The 26,433-nt window shown below is 67.5% G+C and carries 22 protein-coding genes and 1 pseudogene; 19 read left to right on the top strand and 4 right to left on the bottom strand.

What is annotated here, in order from left to right; translation table 11 throughout:
• The first annotated feature begins 147 nt into the window (after positions 1 to 147).
• The 18 genes from RZ84_RS29385 to RZ84_RS29305 all read left to right on the top strand — a co-directional run bounded on the left by RZ84_RS29385 (position 148) and on the right by RZ84_RS29305 (position 22,855).
• Positions 148 to 1,416, top strand: a complete 1,269-nt coding sequence (locus RZ84_RS29385) for a helix-turn-helix domain-containing protein (protein WP_241777909.1) — start codon at positions 148 to 150, stop codon at positions 1,414 to 1,416.
• Positions 1,417 to 1,964: 548 nt separating this feature from the next.
• Entirely contained in the window at positions 1,965 to 2,540 is a 576-nt protein-coding gene (locus tag RZ84_RS29380) for a hypothetical protein (RefSeq protein WP_052230234.1), read from the top strand.
• Between the two features lie 225 nt (positions 2,541 to 2,765).
• Positions 2,766 to 3,671, top strand: coding sequence for a phosphotransferase enzyme family protein (locus RZ84_RS29375; protein ID WP_043271173.1), 906 nt, complete (start codon positions 2,766 to 2,768; stop codon positions 3,669 to 3,671).
• Positions 3,672 to 4,302: 631 nt separating this feature from the next.
• Positions 4,303 to 6,165: an ABC transporter ATP-binding protein gene (locus RZ84_RS29370; RefSeq protein WP_241777908.1), complete on the top strand. Its 1,863-nt coding sequence runs from the start codon at positions 4,303 to 4,305 to the stop codon at positions 6,163 to 6,165.
• A 281-nt stretch (positions 6,166 to 6,446) separates the two neighbouring features.
• Positions 6,447 to 7,466, top strand: coding sequence for a glycosyltransferase (locus RZ84_RS29365; protein WP_157878939.1), 1,020 nt, complete (start codon positions 6,447 to 6,449; stop codon positions 7,464 to 7,466).
• On the top strand, positions 7,450 to 9,300 hold the full coding sequence (locus RZ84_RS29360) for a glycoside hydrolase family 15 protein (protein ID WP_052230231.1): 1,851 nt from the start codon (positions 7,450 to 7,452) through the stop codon (positions 9,298 to 9,300). The genes RZ84_RS29365 and RZ84_RS29360 overlap by 17 nt, the downstream gene beginning before the upstream one ends.
• On the top strand, positions 9,300 to 10,316 hold the full coding sequence (locus tag RZ84_RS29355; protein WP_052230230.1) for a hypothetical protein: 1,017 nt from the start codon (positions 9,300 to 9,302) through the stop codon (positions 10,314 to 10,316). Before RZ84_RS29360 ends, RZ84_RS29355 begins: the two co-directional genes overlap by 1 nt.
• A gap of 133 nt (positions 10,317 to 10,449) precedes the next feature.
• Positions 10,450 to 11,913, top strand: coding sequence for an amino acid permease (locus tag RZ84_RS29350; protein ID WP_241778101.1), 1,464 nt, complete (start codon positions 10,450 to 10,452; stop codon positions 11,911 to 11,913).
• The gene (locus tag RZ84_RS29345) at positions 11,913 to 13,268 is read left to right on the top strand and encodes a glutamine synthetase family protein (RefSeq protein ID WP_052230229.1); all 1,356 of its coding nucleotides are present in this window, start codon (positions 11,913 to 11,915) and stop codon (positions 13,266 to 13,268) included. The genes RZ84_RS29350 and RZ84_RS29345 overlap by 1 nt, the downstream gene beginning before the upstream one ends.
• 140 nt (positions 13,269 to 13,408) lie before the next feature.
• Positions 13,409 to 13,579 carry a hypothetical protein gene (locus tag RZ84_RS40150; protein ID WP_206743097.1) on the top strand — a complete coding sequence of 57 codons (171 nt, stop codon included), beginning with the start codon at positions 13,409 to 13,411 and terminating at the stop codon, positions 13,577 to 13,579.
• A gap of 185 nt (positions 13,580 to 13,764) precedes the next feature.
• The gene (locus RZ84_RS29340) at positions 13,765 to 14,718 is read left to right on the top strand and encodes an endonuclease/exonuclease/phosphatase family protein (protein WP_043267213.1); all 954 of its coding nucleotides are present in this window, start codon (positions 13,765 to 13,767) and stop codon (positions 14,716 to 14,718) included.
• The gene (locus RZ84_RS29335; RefSeq protein ID WP_043267211.1) at positions 14,718 to 15,374 is read left to right on the top strand and encodes a 2'-5' RNA ligase family protein; all 657 of its coding nucleotides are present in this window, start codon (positions 14,718 to 14,720) and stop codon (positions 15,372 to 15,374) included. Before RZ84_RS29340 ends, RZ84_RS29335 begins: the two co-directional genes overlap by 1 nt.
• Entirely contained in the window at positions 15,371 to 15,706 is a 336-nt protein-coding gene (locus RZ84_RS29330; protein WP_043267209.1) for a hypothetical protein, read from the top strand. Before RZ84_RS29335 ends, RZ84_RS29330 begins: the two co-directional genes overlap by 4 nt.
• A 90-nt stretch (positions 15,707 to 15,796) precedes the next feature.
• Entirely contained in the window at positions 15,797 to 17,236 is a 1,440-nt protein-coding gene (locus RZ84_RS29325) for an integrase (RefSeq protein ID WP_043267207.1), read from the top strand.
• Positions 17,236 to 18,978, top strand: coding sequence for a hypothetical protein (locus RZ84_RS29320; protein ID WP_043267205.1), 1,743 nt, complete (start codon positions 17,236 to 17,238; stop codon positions 18,976 to 18,978). Before RZ84_RS29325 ends, RZ84_RS29320 begins: the two co-directional genes overlap by 1 nt.
• The gene (locus RZ84_RS29315; protein WP_052230228.1) at positions 18,975 to 21,146 is read left to right on the top strand and encodes a hypothetical protein; all 2,172 of its coding nucleotides are present in this window, start codon (positions 18,975 to 18,977) and stop codon (positions 21,144 to 21,146) included. Before RZ84_RS29320 ends, RZ84_RS29315 begins: the two co-directional genes overlap by 4 nt.
• 2 nt (positions 21,147 to 21,148) lie before the next feature.
• Positions 21,149 to 21,646: a DASH complex subunit SPC34 gene (locus tag RZ84_RS29310; RefSeq protein WP_043267203.1), complete on the top strand. Its 498-nt coding sequence runs from the start codon at positions 21,149 to 21,151 to the stop codon at positions 21,644 to 21,646.
• Positions 21,647 to 22,111: 465 nt separating this feature from the next.
• Positions 22,112 to 22,855 carry an IclR family transcriptional regulator domain-containing protein gene (locus tag RZ84_RS29305; RefSeq protein ID WP_043267201.1) on the top strand — a complete coding sequence of 248 codons (744 nt, stop codon included), beginning with the start codon at positions 22,112 to 22,114 and terminating at the stop codon, positions 22,853 to 22,855.
• 108 nt (positions 22,856 to 22,963) lie between these two features.
• On the opposite strand, the pseudogene RZ84_RS29300 reads toward RZ84_RS29305, so the two are convergent.
• The 4 genes and pseudogenes from RZ84_RS29300 to RZ84_RS35280 all read right to left on the bottom strand — a co-directional run.
• Positions 22,964 to 23,413 (bottom strand): annotated as a pseudogene (locus tag RZ84_RS29300) (IS5/IS1182 family transposase); the annotation flags it as partial.
• Between the two features lie 314 nt (positions 23,414 to 23,727).
• Entirely contained in the window at positions 23,728 to 24,219 is a 492-nt protein-coding gene (locus RZ84_RS29295) for a hypothetical protein (protein WP_043267199.1), read from the bottom strand.
• Positions 24,220 to 24,346: 127 nt separating this feature from the next.
• Complete coding sequence (locus tag RZ84_RS29290; protein ID WP_043267197.1) at positions 24,347 to 24,958, bottom strand: peroxiredoxin family protein; 612 nt, start codon at positions 24,956 to 24,958, stop codon at positions 24,347 to 24,349.
• Positions 24,959 to 25,062: 104 nt separating this feature from the next.
• A complete protein-coding gene (locus RZ84_RS35280) occupies positions 25,063 to 25,629 on the bottom strand; it encodes a MauE/DoxX family redox-associated membrane protein (RefSeq protein ID WP_078894310.1) in 567 nt (188 codons plus the stop codon).
• Positions 25,630 to 26,135: 506 nt separating this feature from the next.
• Between RZ84_RS35280 and RZ84_RS37210 the strand changes: the two genes are divergently transcribed.
• Positions 26,136 to 26,433, top strand: a 298-nt coding sequence (locus RZ84_RS37210) for a transposase (protein ID WP_241777906.1), incomplete at its 3' end; no start/stop codon positions are given.

The raw sequence follows: 26,433 nt of genomic DNA, 5'->3' as shown, positions 1-26,433 counted from the left end.
TATTGCTATATACCCCTTTAGCTATGGGCTGGGCTTCGCGGCGTTCGACGCCAGCCGCCCTTCCAACCAGACATGCCGGGCTGGCTACCGCGTCAACACTTGACACTCCCGTTCGCAGGGCAGGAACAAGTCCGTACTCTGAACCAAGTGCTTCATCGCGAAGGGACCGATCCGCCGATGACCAAACCCGTGACACTAGGAGACCGTCTCCGTGTAGCTCGCAGGACACGGAAGCTGTCTGCCGGACAACTGGCACAGAAGGTCGCGATTTCTCCAAGCTACGTACAGAAACTTGAGTCCGGTAAGCGGAAAGCCTCGCCGTCGCTGATCTTGGCACTCGCCAAGGCTCTGCACTTCGGACCTGAGGTTCTGACCGGTCAGCCGTATTACGGCGAACCTGAAGCTGAAGACGGTGTGCATGCAGTGGTTCCCGAGCTGCGCCGCGTCCTACTCTGTTACGACAGCCCCGACGACATGGAGATGAGCCCGAGGCCACTCCCGGTGCTCGTCTCAGAGGTCGACCAGATCTCGGCCCTGCGGAGAGACGCTCGCTACGCGCCGATGGGCCCCCTCCTGCCAGCGATCATCACAGAGCTGACTCACGTGGCGCTGGGAGGGCGCGTCGAGGATCAAAGCAGGGCCTTCTGGCACCTTGCTCGCGCCTACCGAGCAGCGAATTCGCTGGCTCATAAGTTGGGGCACCACGACCTGTCGAACACCGCTTTGGGGTGCGTGAATTGGGCCGCAAGGCGGTCCGGCGATCCGTTGATGCAGGTCACCTCCGGATACTTGGTGGCCGGCGCCATGCTGCGCCAGGGGGCATACACGTCGGCCCGCCGTAAGCTCCTAGGACTGCGGGAAGAGCTGGAGAGGCTTCAGCCAGAACGCTCGTTCACCAACGACGCACTCGCAGTGGATGGCGCACTGGTGCTGAAGCTCGCAGTGTTGGAAGCTCGCGAGAACAAACCAGACCGCGCGAACGAGTACCTCCGGGAGGCCAAGGACGTGGCCCGGATGGCCGGGAACCGTGACTCGCTGGCCTACGAGACGTCATTCGGTCCGACGAACATCCGCATTCACGACGTGCACGCGATGATCGATATGGGAGATACGGAGCAAGCTCTGGCCCGACTCACCGAGTGGGCACCCACATCTGGAGGAGAGTGGGCCCCTCCTGCGACCACGGTTGGGGAGCGGTCAAGCCACCACTTCATCGATGTCGCCTCCGCGAAGCTGGCGGCTGGCGACCGGGCCGGAGCGTTCAGCGACCTTCGTCGCGCCCGCAAGATCGCCCCCAATCACACGCGCTTCCACCCGTCAGTGCGAGAGACGACTGCCGCCTTGTTGCGCATGGACGCTCACCCGTCCAACGAGCTCTCGGCTTTCGGCAGTTGGGCTGGCGTAAGCACAACCTGAGTCCCTGTCAAGGCACTTGGGTGAAAATTCCTGCGGACAATCTGTCCGCGCGCTGCGCTTGCAGGGTGACATGGTCTCCTCACACGTTGTAGTGAGGAGACCATTGCCATGTCGGAAACTAATCCGGCAGCCCGCACTTGCCAGCCCCGGTGGATGCCCATAGGCCACGAGGTTGAACTCTGCTCTGCTGGCGAGTGGTGGGATGCCATACGCGTGCCCGAGGTCGTTGGTCAACGCGCCATCGAGCTCCTCAGAGAAAGCCAACCTCGGATTGGTCCGGTGATCCTGGACAGTGGAGGGCCGGAGCCACGGCTGTACTTCCTCGTGCCCGTGGGGACCGCCGACTCGTGGAACGAGCCCGGGACGGTACCGCTCGGGCGGCGGTGCCACGTCGTGGTCCCGCCGGCGTCCGCTACAGCCCCTCCTGGGCTCCATTGGAATGTCCCCCCGCCGGCCCCACGCGCCCTGACTCCGCCCGAGGCGTTACGCAACGCGCTTCGCAAGACTCGACAGGAACGACGGGGACCTGCGGAGAAGGCCACTTCCTGATGAAGCCGATCTATCACCCTGCGGGCACGGATGATGAGCTTCGTGCGGCCATGAAGCAGTTGCAGGTCGGCCGTTGGATAGCGATGCGTGATCTCCTGGCCGAGACGGGTTCGAACTGGCCGTTGAGGAGTTTTCGCACGCAGGCGCTCGGCATTATGGCGGCCGGCTCCGATGTGACGGAAGCATGGCTGGCCGAGGAGCCGGACAGCTACGACGCGCAGGTGATGCTAGCCCGGGTGTCGGTGGAGCGGGCGCTGCGATCACACCGTCAACAGCACGGCGCTGCTGAGAGTCTGGAGGAGCGGGCGCGGGCCACGGCGATGGAGGCGACCCGTCATGAGTGGCGTGATCCTGTGCCGTGGCTGTGTCTGCTCACACTGGCTCAGGTCGATGTTCGGCAGGAGTGGCGGGCACATCGTGAGCGGGCTCCTGAGCCTATGTTGCCGACGGGCCCGTGGCAGTTGCTGTACGAGGTCAACCGGCGTGATCCCGGGAGTCGAGAGGCGTACCACCGGGTGATCCAGTTCCTTCTGGCTCGGCAGGTGGCGGAGGCCGGTCAAGACCGCGGCCTGTAGTCGCAGCTGCCTGACCACCCCCGTCCGCTCCGGCTCGAATGCGGACCACTCGTTGAAATTTCCTTTCCCAGGAGTCCTTATGTGCCGTCACCTCGCCTTCTGCGCGGACCTCGTGTTGGAGCACAACCACGACGTGCTCCACAGTCTCCGTGCTCCCAGTGCCGCGTACGCCTCACACACTCGACATGCACTCGCCAGGCGCTCCCCTGAGGCGGGGTGGGCATCATGACCAAGATTCCCCCTCTCCCGCAGCGGACGAGCATTCCGGGCGGTGTACTGGATTGGGCCTCGTGTGTGCTGGGCGTCATCACGGGCGTGCTGGATGCCTCGCGGAGCCGCGCGAACTCCAGGGTATGGGAGTTGACCTGCACGGACGGTACCCGGTTCTTCCTGAAGATTGCGTCGACCAAAGCCTCCTACGACCGCGAAGTCCACGCTTACAGGTTCGCGGTACCAGCTCTGGGTCCCGGTCGCGCTCCACGTCTCCAGGCGACTGACCCCGACGAGTTGGCGATGCTCCTGACCGCATTGCCCGGTGAGGCAGTGGCACCGGCCGTGCTGGATATGAACGACCACATCCGGGTGCACCGCCAAGCGGGCTATCTGCTGCGTGAGCTTCATGACAGGCCGGTCGTCCCCCGCGGCTCGGTGGATGTGCTGGCAGAGGTGCGCGCACGGACAGCGTCCGCGGGGCAGGGCGTGGCTGCTGCCGGTGACCTCCTCTCGCATGCCGAGCAGGAGCTGGTCCTTGGCCTTGTCAGGGAGCTGCCCCAGCTGGAGGGGTGCCCCACGGCGTTCGTCCATGGCGATGCTCAGGAAGGCAACTTTCTGTGGGACAGGTCCACAGGTTGCGCTGCACTGCTCGATTTTGGGCAGGCGCGGCCTGCGGTGGCCGTCGACGATTTCGTTCATCTGGCCGTCGGCCCGTGGGTGCGATATCCGCGGCTGAGGCAGATGTTTTTCACCGGGTATAGGCGTGAGTTGACGGATCCGGAGCGAAAGGTGCTGCCGGCCCTGGCCGCGATGGCTGCCGTCGACGGGCTGGTTCAGGGTGTCCGTGCCCGCGACCCCGAGATCACCGAACGCGCCCGAATCGCCTTGAAGTTGCTGGCGGACGGAGTGCGTTGGTGAACATGCCTTGCGCAGCTTGGACGCCGCCCGTTCTCGCCTCGAATGCGAGCGCCACGGCGCACAGCTCGTGCGCATCCGCCCTCATCGATGCGGCTACAACGGCGGTCGCAATGACGCTGTGTCCCAGCGCGGTGGTCGACCTGGTGGCGCCATCCGCTCGATGCCGCAATCGCGGCCCCTTCAAGCCCCTCGTTTCCGGCCGGGTCCTGTGGGGGGACCGGCCGGAAACGAGGCCGCTGTGGCGTCCGCCGCACAGCCGACCCGAGACCCGGCAGCAGGCCAACCCGCTCTCCGGACGCCCGTCGCACAGCAGCCTCCGCCACGAACCTGCTCATGCCTCCCTGCCCTATCGACCGCTGCGTGAGGAGCCCATGTCCGGCCCGGAATCCCGCCCGCAGGGCCGGAGGCGATTCGGCCCCCTGGAGCAACAGCGCCCGGCTACCGCACAGGTCTGCGAGACGCCCGCCGAAGGGAGCCGACCGTGAGGTGGAGCCGAAAGGCCGCTGAAGCAGCCGGGACGGCGACAGCAGACGAATCGCCCTCGGAGCGGCTGCTGTTCGGCGGGCAGCTGCGTTACGACCTGGGCTGGAACTCCCACCAGGACGCCTTCCTCCAACTGAAGTTGGGGGCGATGGCGACCCGGCTGCCGTATCTGCTGGGCCTGACCGTCGGTCTGGCCCGGAAGGCGGATCCGCGCGCTTTGCGGAGGGTGGCGGTCGCAGAGGTCGGTCGCGGGGGAAGTCAGGCTCTGGGGCTGGTCGCCGTGAACCGGGCTCTCGCGCACGTCATGGGCCAGGGCGCTGTCCCCGATCGGCTGTCCGCGGCAGCCCCTGCCCTGGCCGCAGCCGGAATCTGCGCGGCGGCCGGTGCCCTGTTCAAGGCCATCTCTACGGCCGGCGCGGGGCGGCTGGAGCCGAAGGTAGAGCGGGTCGCGACGGAGATGTATCTGACGCAGACCGCGAACGTCGAGCTTGAGGCCATCGAGGATGACGAGTTCCACCGGCTTCTCGACAGCGCCCAGTACGGTGCCGGCGCGGCCCGTCGCATGGTCAGGTACTCCACAGCGATCGTTTCCGCTGCGTTGTCGCTGATCGCGATGGCGGGGGTTCTCGCCGTGCTGCATCCCCTGCTCTTCCCGATGCTGATCGGAATGTCCCTGCCGAGCGGCTGGGCTGCCTTGGCCGTAGCGCGCCGCCGCTACATCTCCTTTCACAGTTTTCTCCAGTACGCGCGTGCCGGACAGCTGATCAGCCGCCTGCTGATCTCCAAGGAGGCCGCCCGAGAAATCCGCGTCCACGAAGCGGCCGGCTTCCTGCTGCACCACTACCGCTCGATGTCGCGGGACCAGGAGAACGAACAAAAGCGTCTGGCGACCCTGGCAGCGCGCACGGGGCTGTTCGCAGCAGCCTGGACAGGGCTGGCATCCATCGCCGCATACGGAACCCTCACCGCTCTGGTGTGGTCCGGAGCGATGGCCTTGTCCGTGGGAGGCACCGCCGTGCTCGCCATCCGCAGCGGCGCGGGAAGCCTGCAGAACCTCGTACTGCAGATCAACTCCGCACACGAAGAGAGCCTGTTCATCGCCGACCTCCACCGGATGTGCGAGGAGGCCGCCAAGCGCGCCATCCCCCAGGGCGGTGACGCGCTCCCCGCCGCGCCGGCCCTGATCACCATGGAAGACGTCCACTTCACCTACCAGGGCAAAGAAGGCAATAAGAAGCCTGCACTGGCCGGGGCGAATCTGACCATTCCCACCGGGAAGGTTGTCGCGCTCGTCGGGGAGAACGCGAGCGGGAAGAGCACGCTGATCAAGTTGCTGTGCGGCCTGTACCGTCCGAACTCCGGCCGCATCCTGTGGGACGACGTCGACATCGCCACAGCCTCCAGGCACGAGCTGGTCTCCCGTATCGCTCTGGTCGACCAGGACTTCTACCACTGGCCGTTCACCGCCGCGGTGAATATCGGCCTCGGCCGACCCGACGAGCCGCTGTGCCAGGAACGGCTGGACGAGGCCGTCGCGTACGCGGGTGCGGAGGAACTGGTCAAGGAGCTGCCGAGCGGCCTCAACACGCTCCTGGCCCGCGGATACAAGGGCGGTCACGAGCTTTCCGGCGGACAGTGGCAGAGACTGGGGATCAGCCGCGCTCACTACAGGCGCGGCGACATCTTGATCGTCGACGAACCCACCGCGGCACTCGACGCACGGTCGGAGCAGGAATTCTTCGAGAAGATCCGCGCCCTTGCCCGCGACGGCCAGACCATCATCCTGATCACCCACCGGCTGGGGTCCGTGCGGGTAGCCGACCTCATCCACGTCCTGCACCACGGCCGCGTCGTCGAATCCGGCACCTTCGCGGAACTCATATCCGACGAGTGGGACGGCCCGGGAATCTTCCGCGACGGCTACCGGATCCAGGCCGCGCAGTACGCCGACGTGCCCGCACCGAGCGGGAACACGCCTGCTACGGATGCGATGAAGGCCGGTCCGCGATGACCTCACCGCTCCCCCGTCGCGCCCGTGACCCACGTCGGCCCTGGCAGCCCCCGCAGCGCACGGAGGATTCCGTCGCCGTGTTTCCCCGGCCTCGCCAGGGCGGATCGGCTGCCGCTTGCGGTCGCCGGAGTGTGCTGTTGATCTGCTTGGCCTGGCAGATGAACGCGGCCTCGGGTTCCGCGAAAGCCACCGCGGCTCTGGCCGTCGGGTTGGCGGGGGCCGGGCACCGGGCAGTGATCGTCACCGCGGCCCCGCCCATGCTCGGGCCCAGGCTTGAGGGCGTGGTTGTGGAGCAGATCGACCTGCCCGTCAGCCTGCCCTGCCCGCCCGACGCGCTCCGCGAGGCAATCGGCGGCGGCGCGTGGGGTCTTCAGCGTCAGCTGCGGTCGCTGATCGCCCGGCACAACGCCGACACGGTGCTGTTCACCGACGCGCTGTGGGGCCTGGGCCGGCTGCACATGGATCTCCCCGCCGGGGTGTGCCGGGTGCTGGCGGTGGACCAGCTGCCCGATGACCGCGACGCGATGGCGCTGAGATGGGCCGACATCGTGCTCGCCTCCACCGCAGCGGTCCTCAACGCGGCACACCAACGCGGCTGGGACACCTCAACGTGGCGTGTGGTTCCCCACGCTCTCCTTCACGAACCGCCCGAACCAAGGCCCGCCAGCGTCCTGTGCCGCCTGCAGTGGGGCGACCTTCGCATTCTGAGCGCGGTAGGGGACACCTTCGACGGCGTGGTCGCCCTGCTGCAGGCGGCACGGCGCCGAAGGGCGGCCGTCGGCTCGTGCGTGGTGCGTGTCGCGGCAGCAACGCACTACCTGCAGTCGGGACCGGCCGGCGTCGCCCTGGCGGATGCCTGCCGACGCCAGGTGGAACGGGCCGAGCACATGCACTGGCGCGGAGAGCTGCCATGGCATGCCGTTCCCATGTGGCTCTCGGGGGCTGCGGTCGTGATCGCGCCGACCACCTCCAGCTCACTGGGGATGGTGGCTCTGGAGGCCATGGCCGTGGGAGTTCCCGTCGTCGGATACCGGCGCGGGCACCTGCCCTACCTCGTTGGTCCCGCGCAGCGCGGACAGGCGTTGCTGGCCGAACCGCACCACGGGCCTCGCGCCCTGCTGGACCTCGCCCACGGTCTCCTCGCGTCCCCCCGCGTGTACTGCGAGACGGCGCAGGCTGCCTACGCACAATCCCGCCACCACAGCAAAGCCCGCGTCACCCAGCGGTTCCTTGCCGCCGTACCTCCCCGCGGAACGCTCCCGCACGACGATCGGACACAAACCCATGTCCATGCCCATTGAGGATTACGCGCTCATCGGCGATATGCAGACGGCCGCGCTCGTATGCCGGGACGGCTCGGTCGACTGGCTGTGCCTGCCCCGCTTCGACTCGCCGGCGGTCTTCACGGCGCTGCTGGGCACCGAGGAACACGGCTGCTGGCGCATCGGCCCGGCCCATGGGCCCGGCGCCAGCCCTCAGCCTGCTGACCGCCGCCGCTACCGAGGCGACAGCCTGGTGTTGGAATCCGAATGGGACACTCCGAGCGGCACGGTCCGGGTGATCGACTTCATGCCGCCGCGCGACGGCGCGCCGCAGGTGATCCGGATCGTGGAGGGCGTCAGCGGCCGGGTCCCGGTGCGGTCGGAGCTGCGGATGCGGTTCGCGTACGGCAAGGTCGTGCCGTGGATCCGCTCGGTTGACGGCCGGGCCCTCGCGGTGGCCGGCCCCGACGCCATATGGCTGGACGCCCAGGCCAGTGCGACCGCCCACCATGGAACAGTGGTCTCCGAGTTCACCGTTTCACCGGGCGAGCGGATCGCGTCCACGATCAGCTGGCAGCCCTCGCACCACCAGCCGCCGGCCCTGGCCGAGCCGGAGGCGTCGCTGGAGGCGACCGAGGAGTTCTGGCGGGAGTGGGTCGAGCACTGCACCTACCACGGGCCCTACCGGGACGCGGTGGTGCGCTCACTGATCACGCTCAAGGCGCTGACGTACGCGCCGACCGGCGGGATCGTGGCGGCGCCGACGACGTCCCTGCCGGAGTGCATCGGCGGGGTCCGCAACTGGGACTACCGCTTCACCTGGCTCCGCGACGCGGCGATCACCCTGTCGTCGCTGCTGCGCACCGGCTACTGCGAAGAGGCCCGGGCCTGGCGGGAGTGGCTGCTGCGGGCGGTGGCCGGCGACCCGGAGAACCTCCAGATCATGTACGGCATCGCCGGCGAGCGGGAGCTGGGCGAGACCGACCTCAACTGGATGCCCGGGTATGAGGATTCGCGCCCGGTGCGGGTCGGCAACGGCGCCGCGGGGCAGCTCCAGCTGGACGTCTACGGCGAGGTCACCGAAGCCCTCCACGTCGCCTACGCCTCCGGCCTGGCACACGATGACCACGCGGTCAGCCTGCAACTGAAGCTGATCGCGTGGGTGGAGAAGCACTGGAACGAGCCGGACGAGGGCATCTGGGAGGTGCGCGGGCCGCGCCGGCACTTCGTGCACTCCAAGGTCATGACCTGGGTCGCGGTGGACCGCACGGTGAAGCTGATCGAGTCCGGGGACGTGGACGGGCCGCTGGAGCGGTGGAAGGACCTGCGCGAGACCATTCACCGGGACGTCTGCGAGAAAGGCTACGACAAGGAGCGCAACACCTTCACCCAGTCCTACGGCTCCCAGGAGCTGGACGCCTCACTGCTACTGATCCCGCAGGTCGGCTTCCTGCCGCCGGACGACAAGCGCGTCATCGGCACCATCGAGGCCATCCAGCGCGAGCTGTCCACCGAGGACGGCCTCATCCTGCGCTACCCGACGGCCAGCGACGCGCAAGGCGTAGACGGCCTCGAAGGCGACGAAGGAGCCTTCCTGGCCTGCTCGTTCTGGCTCGCCGACGACCTAGCAATGATCGGCCGCGTGGAGGAGGCCCGCACGCTCTTCGAGAAGCTGCTCTCGCTCCGCAACGACCTCGGGCTGCTCGCGGAGGAATGGGACCCCCAGCTCAAACGCCAGATAGGCAACTTCCCACAGGCATTCAGCCACATCGGCCTGATCGAGGCAGCACTCAAAATGCCGGTCAGCAGGGCGCACATCTCGGACACAGCGGCGAGACAGCGCGACGTCCCGAGTCGGCCCGAGGAGTGCTGATGTATCCCGTGTATGACCCGGCAGGCAGCGATGATGACCTGCGCGTGGCCCTGGTAGAGCTGCGAGCCGGACGGTGGTCGGCCACCCGGAACCTGTTGTCCACCACGAGGTCTCTGGCGCTGAGGACGTCCCGGACGCAGGTCCTGGCGGTCGCTGCTGCCGGGAGCGACGTGATGGATGTGTGGCTGGCCGAGGAGCCGGACAGCTACGACGCCCAGGTCATGCGAGCCCGGGTCATCGTGGAGCGGGCCCTGCGCGCTCACCGCCAACACCACGCCATCGTCTACGAGTTCGAGACCCGGGGCCGGCATGCGGCGCAGATGGCGGCATACCGGGCTCCGCACGATCCGGTCCCGTGGGTGTGCCTGCTGGCCCTCGCGCAGATCGACGTGCGTCAAATGCGTCCGGAGCACCGTGTGCCGTCAAGGGAGCCGATGCTGCCGCCGGGGCCGTGGGAGTTGCTGGGAGAGGTGCACCGTCGGGATCCGTTCAACCGGGAGGCATTCCACCGCATCCTGCAGGCCCTGCTCTCCCGGGACGGCCCCGCCTCCGGGGGGCTGGCTGCCGTCTTCGACTTCGGACGGTGGGTGGCGTCCTGGGCGCCGGCCAAATCGCCCCTGCTCCTGCTACCGGCATACGCCCAAGTCGAACAGTGCCGCCAGCAGATGCAGCGCGGCAAGGTGCACCCGCTGTGGCGACGGCAGTGGGCCGAAGACCCATTGCACTCCTACACCCGTAACGCCTTCCACCACTGGTTCAAGACCGCAGACCCCGCTCTCCGGTCGCTGACCGACCTCAGTCACCTCGCGTATGCGCTGTGGGCCGGTCACCAATTCGCAGAAGCGGCGGAGGTGTTCACCGCTATGGAGCCCTACGCGGCTCACGAGCCATGGTCCTCGGTGGAGGACCGGCTCCTGGGGGACGACGGCGGCCAGGACCTGATGCTGCGGGCACGCCGCGAATCGCTCGCCTACACGCACAGGAAAGCCCCGCGCGCCGGCCCCCCTTGTCCGTGACCTGCCCAGCACCGCCACCACGGGCACCACTCAGCGCATTCACCCCTCTTCTTCACTTCCTGGAGGTTTCGTGTTCCGCTTAGCCCAGCACCGCCGGTCCGCACGCTCCCATCGCGCCCCGGATGACGCGTACTTGCGCGAACTCGGCTACGAGCCGGTGCTCACCCGCCGCATGGGTCCCTTCGGCAACTTTGCGATCAGCTTCTCCGTCATCAGCGTGCTGTCCGGCTGCATGACGCTGTACGGCTTCGGCCTGACCACCGGCGGCCCGGCGGTGATGATGTGGGGCTGGATCGCAGTCGGTGTAATGGTGATGTTCGTGGGGGCCGGCCTGGCGGAGGTGACGTCCGCCTACCCCACCTCGGGCGCCCTGTACTTCCAGGCGGAGAAGCTCGGCGGGCGCAAGGCTGGCTGGTACACCGGCTGGCTGAACCTCCTCGGGCTGCTGGGCGCGATCGCCGGCATCGACTACGGCGCCGCGCAGTTCACCGCAGCGCTGCTGAACCTGCAGTTCGGCTTCGAGCCAACCGCGGGCAAGACGATGGCGATCTACCTGATCATCCTTGCCCTGCACGCCTCGTTGAACCTGTTCGGGGTCCGGCTGGTCAGCATCCTGAACTCGATCAGCGTCTGGTGGCACCTGGCCGGCGTCGCGCTAATCGTCGGCGTCCTTGCCCTCGTGCCCGCGCACCACCAGTCCCCCGGCTTCGTCTTCGGCTCATTCGCCAACCACACCGGCTGGTCCAGCCCCCTGTACGTCACGGCCATCGGTCTGCTGCTCGCCCAGTACACCTTCAGCGGTTACGACGCCTCCGCGCACCTGTCGGAGGAGACCACCAACGCCCAAGTCAGCGCCTCGCGCGGCATCATGCGAGCCATCACCTGGTCCTGGGCGGCCGGGTTCGCGCTGCTGGCCGGTCTGACGTTCGCGATCCAGGACTACGCGGCAACCCGCGCCACCGCGACCGGGGTGCCGCCCGCCCAGATCTTTCTAGACGCCCTCGGCGTGGCCGGCGCAAAAGCGCTGCTGCTGGTCGTCATCGTCGCCCAGCTGTTCTGCGGGAACGCCGAGACGGCCGCGGCGAGCCGGATGGTGTTCGCGTTCAGCCGGGACGGGGCCCTGCCAGGCTCGGGGCTGTGGCGGCGGGTGCACGAGCGCACCGGCACGCCCCGCAACGCGGTCTGGCTGGCCGTCGGCGCCGCGGCCCTGCTCGCCGCGCCAAGTCTGTACAGCCCGAGCGCGTACGCGGCGATCACCAGCATCAACGTCATCGGGATCACCCCCGCCTATGCCATCCCGATCTACCTGCGCGTCAAGCACCGCGCCCGCTTCCGGCCCGGCCCCTGGAACCTGGGCCGGTGGGGTGTGACGGTCGGCGTCGTCGCCGTGGCCTGGGTCGTGTTCGTCACCGTGCTGTTCTGCCTGCCCCAGACGAGCCCGGTCTCCGTCGGCACCTTCAACTATGCCCCGGTCGCCCTGATCGCCGTACTGGTGCTGGCCTGGGCCTGGTGGCGGGCCGCGGGCAAGCGTGCCTATGACGTGCCCTCCCGCAGTTTCGACCGCTCCACCGACCGCTTCGATCAGGAGATCGTGTGATGCCGGCAGCCAACTCCGACAACGGTGCCGATGCGCGCCTGACCCTCGAACGTCTGCGGGCCCTGGTCAGCTCAGGGCGGATCGACACGGTGATGGTGGCCGTCCCCGATCTGCAGGGCCGGCTGAAGGGCAAGCGGTACAACGCGCGGCATTTCTGCGAACGTGTTGCCCGCCAGGGCGCCGAGATGTGCGCGTACGTGCTGGCCACCGACGTCGACATGACGCCGCTGGATGGTTTCACGCTGGCCTCGTGGGAAACCGGCTACCAGGACATTGCGGTCACCCCGGCCATCTCGACCCTCCGGCTCGTGCCGTGGATGCCGGGCACCGCGCTGGTCCTTGGTGACGTCGCCGACCGCCACGGGGAACGCATCGAGGTAGCGCCGCGGCAGATGCTGCGCCGGCAACTGACCCGCCTCGCCGCCCACGGCCTGCACGTCAAGACCGGTTTGGAGACCGAGTTCGTGCTCTACCGGGGCACCGGCGACCAGGACATGACGCCGTTGACCGCCGAGAACCTCGATTACGCCCTGGACCACACCCCGGTAGCACTCCGGTTCTTCCGCCGCCTAGAAGCCGAGCTCGCCGGGGCCGGGCTACCGGTGGAGGCGGTCAAAACGGAAGGCGCCGGCGGACAGGTCGAAGTCACCTTCCCCTACGGCGAGCCGATCGCAGCCTGCGACGGGCACCTGGTCTTCAAGCACGCCGCACGCGCCCTGGCAACGCGAATGGGGCTCACCCCCACGTTCATGGCTGCGCCGCAGACCGGGATCGGCAGCGGATTGCACCTGCACCTCTCGCTGTGGAAGAACGACACCAGCGTGCTCACCGATCCGGACGGCGCCCTGTCCACACTCGCCGAGCACGCCGTCGCCGGCCTCCTCGACGCTCTCCCCCAACTCGGCCCGCTGTACGCGCCGAACATCAACTCCTACAAGCGCTACGTGCCCGACTCGTTCGCGCCCACCGCCTTCACCTGGGGATACGACAACCGCACCTGCGCGATCCGAGTCGTCGGCCACGGTGAAAACCTGCACTTGGAGGTGCGAGTGCCCGGTGCGGACGCCAACCCGTACCTCGCCGTGACCGCGGCCATCGCAGCGATCAACCACGGCATCACCGAAGAACTCACCCCCGGACCTGCCCACACCGGCAACGCCTACGGCGCAGGCGGCACCCCCCTGCCCTCCACCCTCAAGCAGGCCCAGGTGGCGTTCCGGCACAGCCCCATCGTGCGCGAGGCCCTCAGTGCCGAGGTCGTCGATCACTACGCCCATCTCGCCCGCCTGGAAATCGACCACCACCAACGCATCGTCACCGATGCCGAACGCCACCGCTGGCTCACCCGCGCATGACCACCGACCAGGAAGACCAATGACCAGACACGGCAGTTACAACCTCCTCTTCGCTCTTTCGGTACCGCGCACCACCGCGGAGGAACTCACGCTCGGGGCACAACAGATGGCCCTCCTCGGCATAGGGAGGTGAATTTGCGATGCTGCACCATCCCAACTGCCCTGATTGCCTGCGCGCGGACCACATTCACGGCCATGTCCCGCCGGACCCGCCCAAGCCGGACCCGCCGATGCGTACCGCGACATTCATGCTCCTGTTTCTGATCCTCCTACTGTTTGCCGGTGGATTGCTGGCCTCATGTGGCTCGTGACATTAGACACCGGCTGGCCCTAAGCAATTCGTCGGGCGCCAAGCCGTCTGAGAGCGTCGGCGGCGAGCCCTACCGGCCCCTGGGCCAGCAGGACATGGTGCTCACCGCACAAGGCACACACCCGCATCCGGCGAACGCAGACCTCGCACCACACCAGACCCCAACAACGCACGAGGGGCATAACCTTGATCCGTATCGCGAACCTGAACGCTTACAAACTCAACCTCGATGCGCGTGGCAGCGCCGCCTGGCAGGCACGCGTCGCCGCAGTCCACGAGATCGGCCCGCACATCCTCGGCCTTCAGGAGGTAGTGGTCGACGAAAGCGCGACCGCCAAGCACGAGTGGGACGAGACGGCCGCTGAGACCATCAAGGCATTCGCTGCCGACTGCGGACTGACCGCGACCGTCGAAAGCACGCCCGGGTACCCGTACGGCACCGCCATGGCCGCGAACTCCCATCGCCCCTGGTATACGGCGCTCTTGTGGAACGCGGATGCGGTAAGTGTCGTGCCGGGCAGCTACCGGCCTTACGGGGCACCCGATTTCTGGCACGGATTTGCCACCGCGCGCTTCGACATTGGAGCGTGCGAACCGGTCACGGTGGGCTCCTACCACGGTGACCCCTTCCGTCCTGACTTCCGCGCCAATGAGGCTCTGCGGGTGAAAGGCATCTACCGGCGAACCGGCGGGGCGAAGCCAGGGTTCGCCATCGGTGACTTCAACGCCCCCTCTGCAGCAACGGTCGTCGAGGGTGGGGTGCGGCGTTACTACGACGCCGAGCCCTACCTCGACCAGGACCACGACGATCTCGAATACCAGGTAATCCCTGACACGATCGGTGGCGAACAGCTGGCCGACCGGGAACAGACCCACGCCCTCCTCCGCCGCGGCTTCATGGTCGACGCTGCAGTTCACCTGGGAGTCCCCCCGCACCCGACCGTCGGCCACTGGAAAGACGGCACGGGCGACCCGGACCCTTGGGGGCCGCGCCGCATCGATCTCATCCTCGCCACCCGCCCCACAGCTCCCGCACTCGTGCGCTACGGAGTCCACCGCAGCAAAGCCGCGGAAGCGGGGTCGGACCATCTCCCGATCTGGGTGGACGTGGACCCCAGCAAGGTGGAGGGTGGTGCGTGATGAGGGACTTCTGGGCAACGCATCACTGGCCGGCAGGCGAGCGTCGCGCACACTGGCATCTGCTGTTCGACGACCAGCCCGCCATGCACAGCTACGCTCGCGCTCACGCCGAGCTCCTCAGCCGCCACCCCGAACTGAGCCCGGTGCCCGTCGAGTGGCTGCACTCGACCCTGCTTTCCATCGGCTCACTCACTCCGGCCCAAGCTGCCGCGGTCGCCGCTGCCGGCCAGTCGGCGCTGCGCGGCTTTGATCCGTTCGACATCGAAATCGGGCCAACTCAGGCCATCCACAACGGCGTCACCCTCGCGATCTATCCCGAAGACCGGATCTCCGCACTGTTCTGGGGCCTGCGACGCGCCACCGAAGGCGTCGTCGGCCCGGAGGCGATGCCGGCAGCCCCGGACGACAGCTTCTGGCCACACATGAGCCTCGCGTACAGCGGCGCCCAATGGGACCACGACGAACTCTCCCGAGCACTCACCAAACTCCGACCTCCCCGTGCCAGGATGACCGTGAAGCGGGTCTTCCTCGTGGACCAACAGCAGACCTGGCGGGACCGATACACCTGGACCGTCCTCGCCGAGGTACCACTCGGCCAGGGGCACCAGGGCGCCGAGCAACATGTCGGCGCACGGGCAGAAGGGAGTCAGCCGTGAGGAAATTCGTACCCCAGTTCCAAGGATCACCCTGGCGTGACGGCGCCCGTGTCCTGCATGCCTACCTGGTCCCGGACCTCACTGTGGACCAGGACCTCGCGCAGCTCGTCAGGTCATGCCATGAGGCGATGAAGCCCTACCCGATCACCCCGCTGAGCGACAACCTGCTCCACGCGACGGTCGAAATGGTCGCCGACACCACCGCAGACCGCATCACCGATGACGAACGCGAAGCGCTCGCCCAGACCCTACGCCACCACCTCGACGGGGCCGTACCGTTCCAGGTCATGGCCGGCTCACCGATCGCCAACAAGGCCGAAGTCGCTGCTTAATCAGCGTGTCCCATTCTCCGTACACCCCTCTCGCAGAGAGCGCGGCAGTCTGTTGCAGCAGGTCATGTCGGATACCTAGGGTCCAACGTCATGCACCTGATCAACTTCTCTGCGAGAGGGTGGGAGTCCTGGGATCTTGATCGGCAGCCGCTGATCCGTGACCGGATGCCCGTCATCGTCGATGACGACCTTCGCTTCGAGGACGCCCCGGGGGTACCTCGGCCAGCGATGGTCGCGAACCGGTGGCTCCGGGAGCTCCCGCTCGACGGAGCGCCGGCGGAACGGACTTGGCGGAACCACGCGAATACGTTGTGCGAGTGGATGTCCTACCTCCAGGAGCGTGGAGTTCACCCGCTGGGCGGGCGGCGGGAGCTGCGTGCCGCGCTGAGCATGTATGCGGAGGACCGCTTTGCCGGTCCGCTGAAGAAGCGGTGGGACGGCAGCACCTGGAACCTCCATGTCGGTCACCTGTCCGCCTTCTACAAGTGGGCACGAGCCGAAGGGTTCGCGCAGTCGATCCCGTTCACCTACCGGATGGGGAAGCGCGTCGCCGATGGCGTCCTCGTGGACGTCGAACGGAACCTCGCTCGGGTGCGGAGCCCGCGGCCGCACACTTCGATCAAGTACATGGAGCAGGACTTCTGTGGCCTGTTCGTCCGCGCTCTGGCGGGCCTTGAGCCCGACGGTTCTCCGGACCGGGTCTTCCGGGGCCGTGAGTGTGCGCGGAATGCCGCGATGGGCGAGTTCGTGTTGTCCAGCGGCCCCCGGCGGCAGGAGTTCACACATCTGACGATCTACGAGGTGCCGCCGTTGCCGCGGCGCCGGTCGTCGCTACCGGTGTTGTTCCCGCTGGGCCGGGCGCTGACGAAGGGCAAGAAGGACCGGACGACGTGGGTCCAGTACGACCCGCTGGCCCGCATGCACCAGTACATCGACCTGGACCGGGCGGCGTCGGCCGAGGGGTTCGTGTGGCGGCCGCCGTGGCGGTTGGGTGAGCCGCTGCTCGTGGAGGCGCCGGACTGGGAGGGCGCCACGATCAACGGGGTGCGGCGATCGTGGCGGAAGCTGACGCTGCGCGAGCGGCTGTGCCTGGTCACGCCGGAGGGCCAGTCGCCGCTGGTGGGCCTGCAGTCCTCGGGCAAGCCGTTCGTGGACTGGGCTACGGTCTTCCGCCGTACGGCGGCGCGGATCCGGGAGCGGTTCGAGCCTCGGTTCCCGACGGTCTCCCCGCACCGGCTGAGGCACTGCTTTGCGATGGCCACGCTGCAGCAGCTGATTACCGGCCACTACCAGCGGGCAGCCGAGTTGGTCCTTGCGGCCGACGAGGACGCCGCGCTCGCGCTGTATCTGTCCAAGCACGAACCGATGCTGGTGCTGCGAGACTTGTTGGGCCACTTCAGCGTGCTTTCGACGGAAGTCTATATCGCGCGCCTGGACGTGACCCGGATTTACCGCGAAGCATATCGGGAGACCGCAGAACGCATGGGGCTCGACGTGCCGCAGGCGGTAGCGGACGAGGGGGCTTCCTGATGCCCGCGATCGTGATCGAGGAGCCCCTGGCGGTCCGGTTCGTGCTGCGCAACGGCAGCACGTGGACAGCCGACTTGGCTGGGCTGCCGAACCCGCAACTCGCCCGTGACCTCGCGGTGGGCCTGGCCGGATGCGCCCATCCGCACGGCGGCATCGGAGCGGAGAACACCGCACGGCGGTATGCCGCTTCGGTACGGCAGATGGTCAAGAAGCTGGCGAAGATGGGCTTCGTCGGATCCGCGGCGGGCCTCACGAAGGCGCTGTTGCTGCGGTACTGGATGGCGGGGACGCACGAGTGCGAGTGCGGCACCCGGATCGTACTGAAGGCCATGGATGAGGAGAATGACTGTCTGCGACCAGAGGTGAGGGCGCTGTTGGAGGGGCACGCGGTCCTGCCGCACCCGCCGGTTGGGTCGTACGAGGCGTACAGCGACGGCGAGTGGGAACGGATGCACTCCGCCTGCCGGAGGGTCATCGAGGACAGCCGGGCTCGGCAGAGCCAGATGCTCAAGGCGGCCGAGGCGGGACAGGACCCGCGCGAGAGCCGGCGGCACAGCGAGGACGACATCGCTTACCTCCTGCTGCGCGATGGCCCGATGTCCGGGTTGGCGTACCGGGAGTACATCAAGGGCTACGTGCGCAGACGCGCCGAGGGTCCCGACGGGACGTACGCGGCGTTGCGCAGGGTGCGTGAGGCGCTGTTCCCCACTCCGCGGGTGCAGACGGCGTATCGGTTGCTGTTCGGCATGTACAGCGGGATCGTCCCGGATGGAATTGCTGATCTGGAGCTGGGCGATGTCGAGTGGGCCGGCGACTCGACGATCCTGCTGAGCTACTACAAGGGCCGCAGCGGACCGGAGGGCGCCACGCCGCCGCGCGAGGCGGCTCGGCTGCTTCAGTGGTGGCTGGCCCACGCCGAACCTCTGCGGCGGTTCGCGCCCGAGGGGTTGCGCCAGGCTCTGTGGATTGCCTGCGAACCGCACGGTGTCAACGGGGTGTTGGGGTTGCAGAAGAATAACCAGCCGCAGCGTGCCTTCATCCGGGACATGAACTTGGTCGATGACCGGTGCGAGCGGCTGGAGATCAACCGCAGCCGGATCCGCACCACCTACGAGGAGCGGCTGGCGCGACGGGGCTGGACTGGCCGGACGACGATCGACCCCAATCACACCTCCCGGACGGAGGGCGACCACTATGTGACGCCGACAACGCCCGCGCAGTTGGCTGCCGTGGAGTCGATCATCGAGGACGGGCAGGCGGACGTGCTGCGCAAGGCCCTGCCCCCGGTCGTGCTGTCCAGCCAGACGGCCGCCGAGGCGGCCAACGCCTTCCCCGAAGCGGTCCGGCGCCTGGAACTGGACGCGGCTGCACTGGCCGAACTGCTGGGCGGCGAACACGACGTGTTCACCGCTGCCTGTGCTGACCAACTGGCCGGGCTGCACGGCCCGAAGGGCAAGCCGTGCCCGGCCCGGCCCTGGGTGTGCCTGCTGTGCCCGCTCGCGCTGTTCCTGCCCCGCCACGGAGCGAACCTGCTGCGGCTCAAGGCGTTCTTCGCCCGGCAGTTTCGGCAGATGCCCGTCGACCAGTTCCTTCGAAGCTTCGGCCCGTACGCCGACCGTCTGGACAACGAGATCCTGCCCAAGCTCACCCAGTTGTCCAAGACCGCGGTCGATCGAGCCCGCCTGGAGGTGGCCGACGACGACACCGAGCTGCCCCTGCGCCCCGAGGAGATCAGCGCATGATGCCCCGACCGATAACTGTTCCCGGTCCGCGCCGGGCCCGCTCCGCCTTCGCCGGCGCCGACGTGTGCCATGTCGCCGGCTTGCGCCTGGTGCCCGGTGCCCCGCGCGTCATCTTCGACCAGGACCGTTGGCGCATGCAGCTGGCCGACGCCCACCGACAGATCCAACCGTACGAACTGGACTGGGACTTCACCCAGATCCTCAACCCCGCCTGGCGCGTGACGGCCAAGGAGATCCTCCTCGCACTCCTGGCACCCCAGCACGATGCGGTCGTTCAGTGCCCGCACGCGCCGCGAACCATGCGCAGCCCGCGCACCTGCTATCGCTATCTCCTCTACTTGACCTTGTGGTTCAACTACCTCACCCGCTGCGGGATCCGCCGCCTGGACGAGGTGACGCAGGAGATGTGCGCACGGCATCTGGAGGAGCAGTCCTGGTCCTCCCCCTCCCTGGGGCTGTCGCGATGGCGTCTGGACCCCGAATCCGTGACCATCGTCGTTCAGGCGATGCAGGTGATTACCCTCTATGCCGAGCTGCTGTCCACCGACGCCTACCAGGAGGGGTTCGTCCCGTGGGACGGGCGTCCCTCTTCGGTGGTGACCGGCGTGAAGAACCGCGGCGAGAACTCCGTGCAGCCCGTGCCCGACGAGCTTCTGCAGCCGCTCCTGGCGACCTGCCTGTACCTGGTCAATGTGGTGGGCCCGCGCCTCGCCGATGTGGTGGAGGCACGGCTCGCACACGAGGAAGTCCGGGCGAGGATGTCGGTGGCGCGCATCGCTGACGTTCCCGCGCTGAGAGTGTTGTGCGAGCAGTTCCGCGAACGGGCGGAGCCGTTGCCGAAGGTCGCCGCCAACCAGTTCGCCCGGCACTCCGACCGCAGTGGCGATCCGCTGCGGCCCCTGGCCTGGGGACACTTGGTGAGTCTGGCAGGCTTCCGGAAGATCGCCGATTCGGCGAAGCCGCATCTGCGGCCCGTCCTGTTGGACGTGGCCGAGGCCGTGGGCTTCGCCGGCCCGTGGGCGCGCAACGCACCGAGCATTCCGCGCTACGGCGACAACGAGCTGATCCCGTGGACCGCACCGCTGGCCGGTGACGACCTGCGCACTGCGGTGGGCCACGTTCTTACCGCCTGCGCCGTGGTGACCTCGGCGCTTTCGGGGATGCGTTCCTCGGAGTTGCTTGAGCTGGAGGTGGGCTGCCGCAATCCCGCGCGGACCGTGACCGGCGGAGGCCGCCGTTTCCGGCTATCGGGCAAGGTTATCAAGAACAAGCGGTTCGGCGGAGTCCCGGACGAGTGGGTGGTCATCGAAGAAGTCGACGGCGCCATCGCGCTCGCAGAACGACTCGTGAGCCGGCCTCGAGGATGCGCGCTGTTCGGCAACGTCGACTTCACCGTGCGGGTGGGGAACTTGCGGGCCTGGTTGGAGCGCACCGGGCTGCGCGCCCGCTGGGGGATGCCGGTGATCCCCAGCGGGCCGTGTGGTTCCCGTATGCTGCGCCGTACGCTGGCCCTGTCGATCGCGCACCGGCCCGGCGGTCTGCTGGCGGCCAAAGTGGGGCTGAAACACATCAGCGTGGCCACCACCGAGGGCTACGCCTCGCGCCCCGGCGGCTCGCAGCGCCTCTTCCACGCGGAGATCGAGGCCGCGGAGGAAGCAGAACACCTGAAGCTGACTGTCCAGGCATTCCGCGACGCCCAGGCCGGAATCATGCCGGCAGGCCCCGGCGCCCGCAGCCTCATCGACGCCTTCACCCACATCGACACGGCACTCAAGGACGCCGCCCGCACCGACCCGAAGATCCTCCACGATGACCGCCACCTGGAGAACCTCCTGCGCAAGCTGGCCAAGACCCTCCACGTCGGACCCGCGAACTTCTGCTGGTTCCGCGACCCGGCCAAGGCACTGTGCCTGCGGATGGCCGGCACCCCGGATGTGAAGAAGCCGCTGGTGGGCATGTGCGACTCGGCCCGCTGCCCGCAAGCGACCCACCAGCCCTGCCACCGCCCTGTCTGGGCCGGGCAGGCCCAGACCATCGACGTCTTCATCGCCAGCCCACGCATCGCCAGGGGTGAGAAGCAGCGGCTGATTCCTGAACGCGACCGCGCCCTGCGGGTCGTCGCCGAAATCGACGCCGCCAGCGCCGCCGCACCGGCCGGGGAGGAGTGACCGTGGCCCGGCTCACCGAAACGGACAAGGCCCGCAACGAGGCCGCGATCCGGGCCGCCATGGAACGGATCCTGGCCGGCCGCCTCCCGCCCGGCGGCAAAGCCGACCTCAAGACGCTCGCCACCATGGCCGGGATCACCCGCACCGGCTTCTACCCGAAGAAGAACCGCGACGGCACCCCCAGACCCGGGCCCTACCAGCACCTCGCCGAGGAATTCGAGCGACGGCTACGCGAACTCCACGCCGCCGGAGAGATCGTCGATCCTCGGGCCGCCCAGATCGAACGGCTCAAACGAGAGATCGCCGAGATGAAGGAGAGGATCACTGCCCGCGACGAGCAACTGGCGGAGCTGTCTGAGTTCAAGACCTTGGCTATATCCCGGTTGGTTGCCCAGCACGACGAGATCGAGCGCCTGCGTCGGCAACTCGCAAGCACCGGCCCCGTACGGCCACTGCCAACCAGTACCAGCAGCCGGGCACCGTACGGCTCGTGTAGCTGAGCGGTGTCGAGAGGGCGTGGTGTAGCCGAAGCCGAGGGGTCTCCTTCAGCCAGTGCGACAGGCCGCAGAAGACCAGGGCGGCCTGGATGGCGCGGAGCCGTACGAGGGTGTGGGCCTGGTCCGTGCCTGCACCAGCATCGGCCCTCTCACACCACCATTCCGCGCCCGTTCTTACACGATCTTCCGGGCACGCTCCAAGTAATGATCTTGGCGGAGTGAAAGGTAAAGCGGTAACCGTTCCGTATGATTGAGTTTCGCAATCCACACGACAGAGCGTTATGCGCAGCAGTATCCAGACGGGGGCCAGCGCGTCAAGCGGTCCCCGGAAATGTCGGCGTTGATCGGGTCGCTGGACGGTGGCAGCGAGCTGGGTGGTGAGAACGACCTATGACGGAATCGGCAAAGACGGAGGCGCGGGAGAGAAAGCAGCCGACGGGGAGACCTCCGAGAGGTGCCGTCAGTGCGGTGCAGTCCGTTGACCGGGCGGTCACCGTACTGGAGATCCTGGCCAGGCTGGGCGAGGCCGGGGTGACCGAGATCGCCGACGAGCTGGGTGTGCACAAGTCGACCGCGTTCCGGCTGCTGGGTGTGCTGGAGAACCGCGGGCTGGTCGCCCAGGAGCAGGAGCGCGGCAAGTACTACCTCGGCGCAGGGGTGTTGCGGCTGGCCGGCGCCGCAGCCGTACGGCTGGACATCTCGCAGGAGGGTGCGGCGATCTGCCGGACGCTCGCCGACGAGCTGGGCGAGACGGTCAACATCGCGGTGCTGGAGAGCGACGCGGCGGTCAACATCATGCAGACGCGCGGACCGGCGTCGGTCACCGCGCAGAACTGGCTCGGCCGCCGGACCCCGCTGCACGCCACGTCCAGCGGCAAGGTGCTGCTCGCGTACCAGCCCCGGCCGGTCCAAGAGGCCGTGCTGTCACGGAAGTTGCCGCGTCTGACCGAACGGACCGTCACCTCGCCGGGCGAACTGCGCGATCAGCTGGCCGAGGTGGTGGAGCGGGGCTTCGCGGTGGCGGTCGAGGAGCTGGAACTGGGGCTGCGCGCGGTCGCGGCGCCGGTGCGGGCGCACGACGGCTCGGTCATCGGCGCGATCAGTGTCTCAGGGCCCGCGTACCGGCTCGACGCCGAGCGGCTGCCCGAAGTGGTCAAGCGCACCGTCGCCGCTGGTGAGGAGCTTTCGCGCCGTATGGGATACGCCTGTTGAGGAGAGCTCGGCGGGCCGTGCCGCGCGCCGGCTGACCGCCGTATGACGGCTGGACGTCGCGGGGCCGGGCGGCGACCCGGCCCCGCCGCCCTGTGCGTGCACCACCGCGACGCGGCCGAGCCGGATACCGTAGCCCTCGGTCATGCCCGACCGCTTCATGCCCCGGCTTGCCCCGATCGACCGGTGAACGTCCGGCCGCTTCACCGCCGCCGGGGGCCTTGGTGATGGCGCCGTCCACGGCGATCCGGTCCAGTACGAGACCGACGACGCGGTCCTAGGCGTCGAGCGCGATCTGCTTTAGCCGGGCGAACAGCCCCAGGCGTATCCACTCGTCCCTGCGTTTGCTGATGGTGACGGCCGAGCAAACGGAGTCCGCGATGGCCTGGTAGAAGCAACCGAAGCGAAGGACTCGCAACAGTCGTCGACGACGATCCGGTCACTGATGCGGCGTCTGTGGCATCTCAACGTGTGGACCGGAGCGAACTCGGGCCGCTGCGGCAGCAGAACGGCGAATTGGTTGCACAGCGGTTCGGACGGCCATGATGGCAGCGCGGGCACAGGTCTCTCGTGATCACAGAGCATCGGTGTCGGACGTGGGTTCGTCACATCGGGAGGGTGTTCTCGACGACGGCCGAAACGATGGCTCCGGCACTGAAAGTGATCCAGAACCAAGGTTCAGCCCACGCCGACAGGTGTTTCCGGCACCTGAGCGGGCGTGAGCGGGGCCGAGGCGGGCACGGGGGCATACGGCCTGCGGGCCTGGCCGATGGTCCGCCACTTCCGGAGATGCGGAACCCAATGCCCAGTTGTTCGTCGATTGTCGGCGTGGTGATCGGCCGCCCACCACGCCGACAATGAATGGTGGCGCCTACCTACGCTGTGCTGTAGATGAGGAGGTAGTTCGCGCCAGAGGACCGCGTCACGGATCCTCCAGGAGTGATGCAGTTCGCTATCTGGTCGCTTGCGCGGATGAAGAGCTCACAGACGTTCGCGCCCGCGAACATGCCGCCTGTGACGGTGCCACATGCGAGCCCTCCTCGCTGTCCGAAGAGACTGACCGCGGTGATGGTGTCGAGTTTGTAGGTGGACGTGTTGTTTGTGCCCACGTATTCGACGGTGCCTGTGGCGTTGATGGCGGTGACCGAGTCGCAGCTGGTGGTGAGGTTTCCGCTGTCCGAGGTCCGGGTGACGGTGATACCTGTGTCGATGACGCAGGCGACATAGCTTGCCGCGTCGTCGAAGGGAACGATCCCGGGTACTGCGGTTACCCCGCCGCCTTTGTAGTTGGTGTTGGCGGTGGCTGGCCCGCAGAACAGGTGCAGGGTCGTCCCTGCCAGTTCGATGCCTGCAGTCAACTTCTCCATTTTTCTGTCCTCTTCTTGAGGTGTGGGTGCTTGCTCGATACGTCGTTCTTGGCCTGCCTCTCCTTTCCTCAGTTGTTCGGGTCCCCGCTCCCGGCGGTCGATTCGTCACGATGACCGCTGGAGTTCATCACGCTTTGGTTGTGGTCGAGGGCGGCCCAGGGGGTGGCGCCAACCGGACCATCTGCTGCAACAGCGACTGGATCTGGGTCAGCTCCTCAGCTCTGCCGAGGTGCCGGTAACCTCCGACGATGTCGTCGGCGGCGATGAATACCGCGGTCGGGGTGGCGGTCACACCGAACAACGTCGTCAGCGCGGTGTCGGGGTCAAGGAGCACCCGCGTTCGCAGCCCGCGTTGCTCGGCGAGGCGCCGGCACGGTTCGTGCTCGGCCGCGCAGACCACGATCACTTCGCCGCCGGCCTCGGCGGCCAGGGCATCCAGTCGGTCGAGCGCGGACGAACAGGGCAGACATCCGGGCTTGGTGAACAACATGACCCGGCGCTGTCCGGTGAAAGCGCCGCCGTCAACCGTCTGCCCGGACAGATCCACGGCAGAGAAATCCGGCATTGGCCGTCCGGTCCGCATCCCGGGGGCAGGAGAAGGGAATCCGTTGGGTGGGACGGACGCGGCGCCCGTCTGCGGGGTTTTGTGGACGGCGCGAGTGAGTCCCAGCAGCACCAGCCCCTGGAAGACGACCAACAGCCACAGCGCCAGATATGACAGCAGCAACCCCGTGGACATCACAGATCACCTCCGGATTCGATTCATGCCGAATTCACTATGACCTATGGCCTATGTGGCAGATGGCCAGGAACATCGCATGACGATGACCGAAAACACCGCGCTCAATGCGTCGGCTTCGCTCCGCGCAGCACGGCAATGAGCTGAGGGAAATACAGCAGCCACCCGGCCACCATCGCGACGCCCCATGCCAGTCCTAACGTCGCCACCAACTCGGCGGACCGGATTTCCCCGACCCGTAGTGGTGGAACCCCCGCCAAGAGACTGGACGCGGCCACGAAGACGACCCCCACCGCCAGCAGCCCGATCCTGGCGAGAATGCGCCATCCGATGCGCTCACCCCGGGCGCCAAAGCAACCGCAGGAGATGATCCGTCCCCGGCGCAGATTGACCGTCACGCCCACGGCAAAGGCGAGCAGACATAGCCCGGCGCCGCCAAGTCCGAGCATCAGCATCCAACCCGTCGACACAGCCATTCCGATCAGGAGTTCCGCGGCGATCAGTGAGACCGCCGCCACGTCCGTGATCGAGCGTGGCGCGATTCGATATTCCCTCACCGTGTGCGCGAATGCCCTTGGAGACGTCACTTTTGACACTCCCGAAACAAGAAACACCGCGCCCACATCGAGCTGCACTATATGAGTCAGCCAGACCAGCCCATTACTCTCCATCGCCTCCCCTTGTAACTCCTCGCAGACGCTGAGAAGCGCATGAGGCCCGCCCTAAGTATGCATGGCTGAATATAGACCGCAACCCGATATGCGCTTCGAACATTTCTTCAATTGCCCGCCACCTGCTTCCGTTCCCACCTCGGACCCTGACGCCGATCACCTGATCGAAACAGCACCAGAACATCATTAATCAACTCTCAATCACACTGACCCCAGGGGTATAAACCCAAGCCTAGAATTCCGGGCCAAAACCCCTTGTCGTTCTTTGATTTACGACGCGGCGAAGGGGCGCTCATCCCTGAAGTAAGGGGCGCGCACACCAACTTGAGCGCCGAAGTCTGCAACTTTCTCCCCCTGCAGGCATTGCCTCTAACACCCCAGTTGCAGTTCGCTGCCACTGCTGGCCAGAGCCGTGTTTCTGAGTGCACTTGGGTGACGTCCCGTCAGGTTCGGGTAGTTCGTGACCTCGGGTGCGGCGGGCCGTTGCGCTGATCACGCAAGACGATGTGCACCCCGACGTCTGGTCGGCGGAACTGGAGGAGCTATTCATGCAGGTCGGCCGCCAGTTCTCTCGGTCCGACCTGCGGCGGCGGATGCACGCCTACGTACACGGCCTGCTGGGGCCGGTGGGGCGCAAGAACGGCTGGCAACTGGCCGAGTACGCCGGTCACCGCACGCCGACGGGGCTGCAGCACCCCTTGAGCTGCGCCCGTTGGAATCCCGACGAGCTACGCGATGACCTGCAGGAATACGTCGCCGAAAAACTCGGCACGCAACCGGCCCCCGCGGAGACCGCCACCGCGA

The organism is Streptomyces sp. CT34, from assembly GCF_000805335.1.
Taxonomy (GTDB): domain Bacteria; phylum Actinomycetota; class Actinomycetes; order Streptomycetales; family Streptomycetaceae; genus Streptomyces.
The sequence above is the reverse complement of the archived record's forward strand: the minus strand, read 5'-3'. Positions and strand labels throughout refer to the sequence as shown.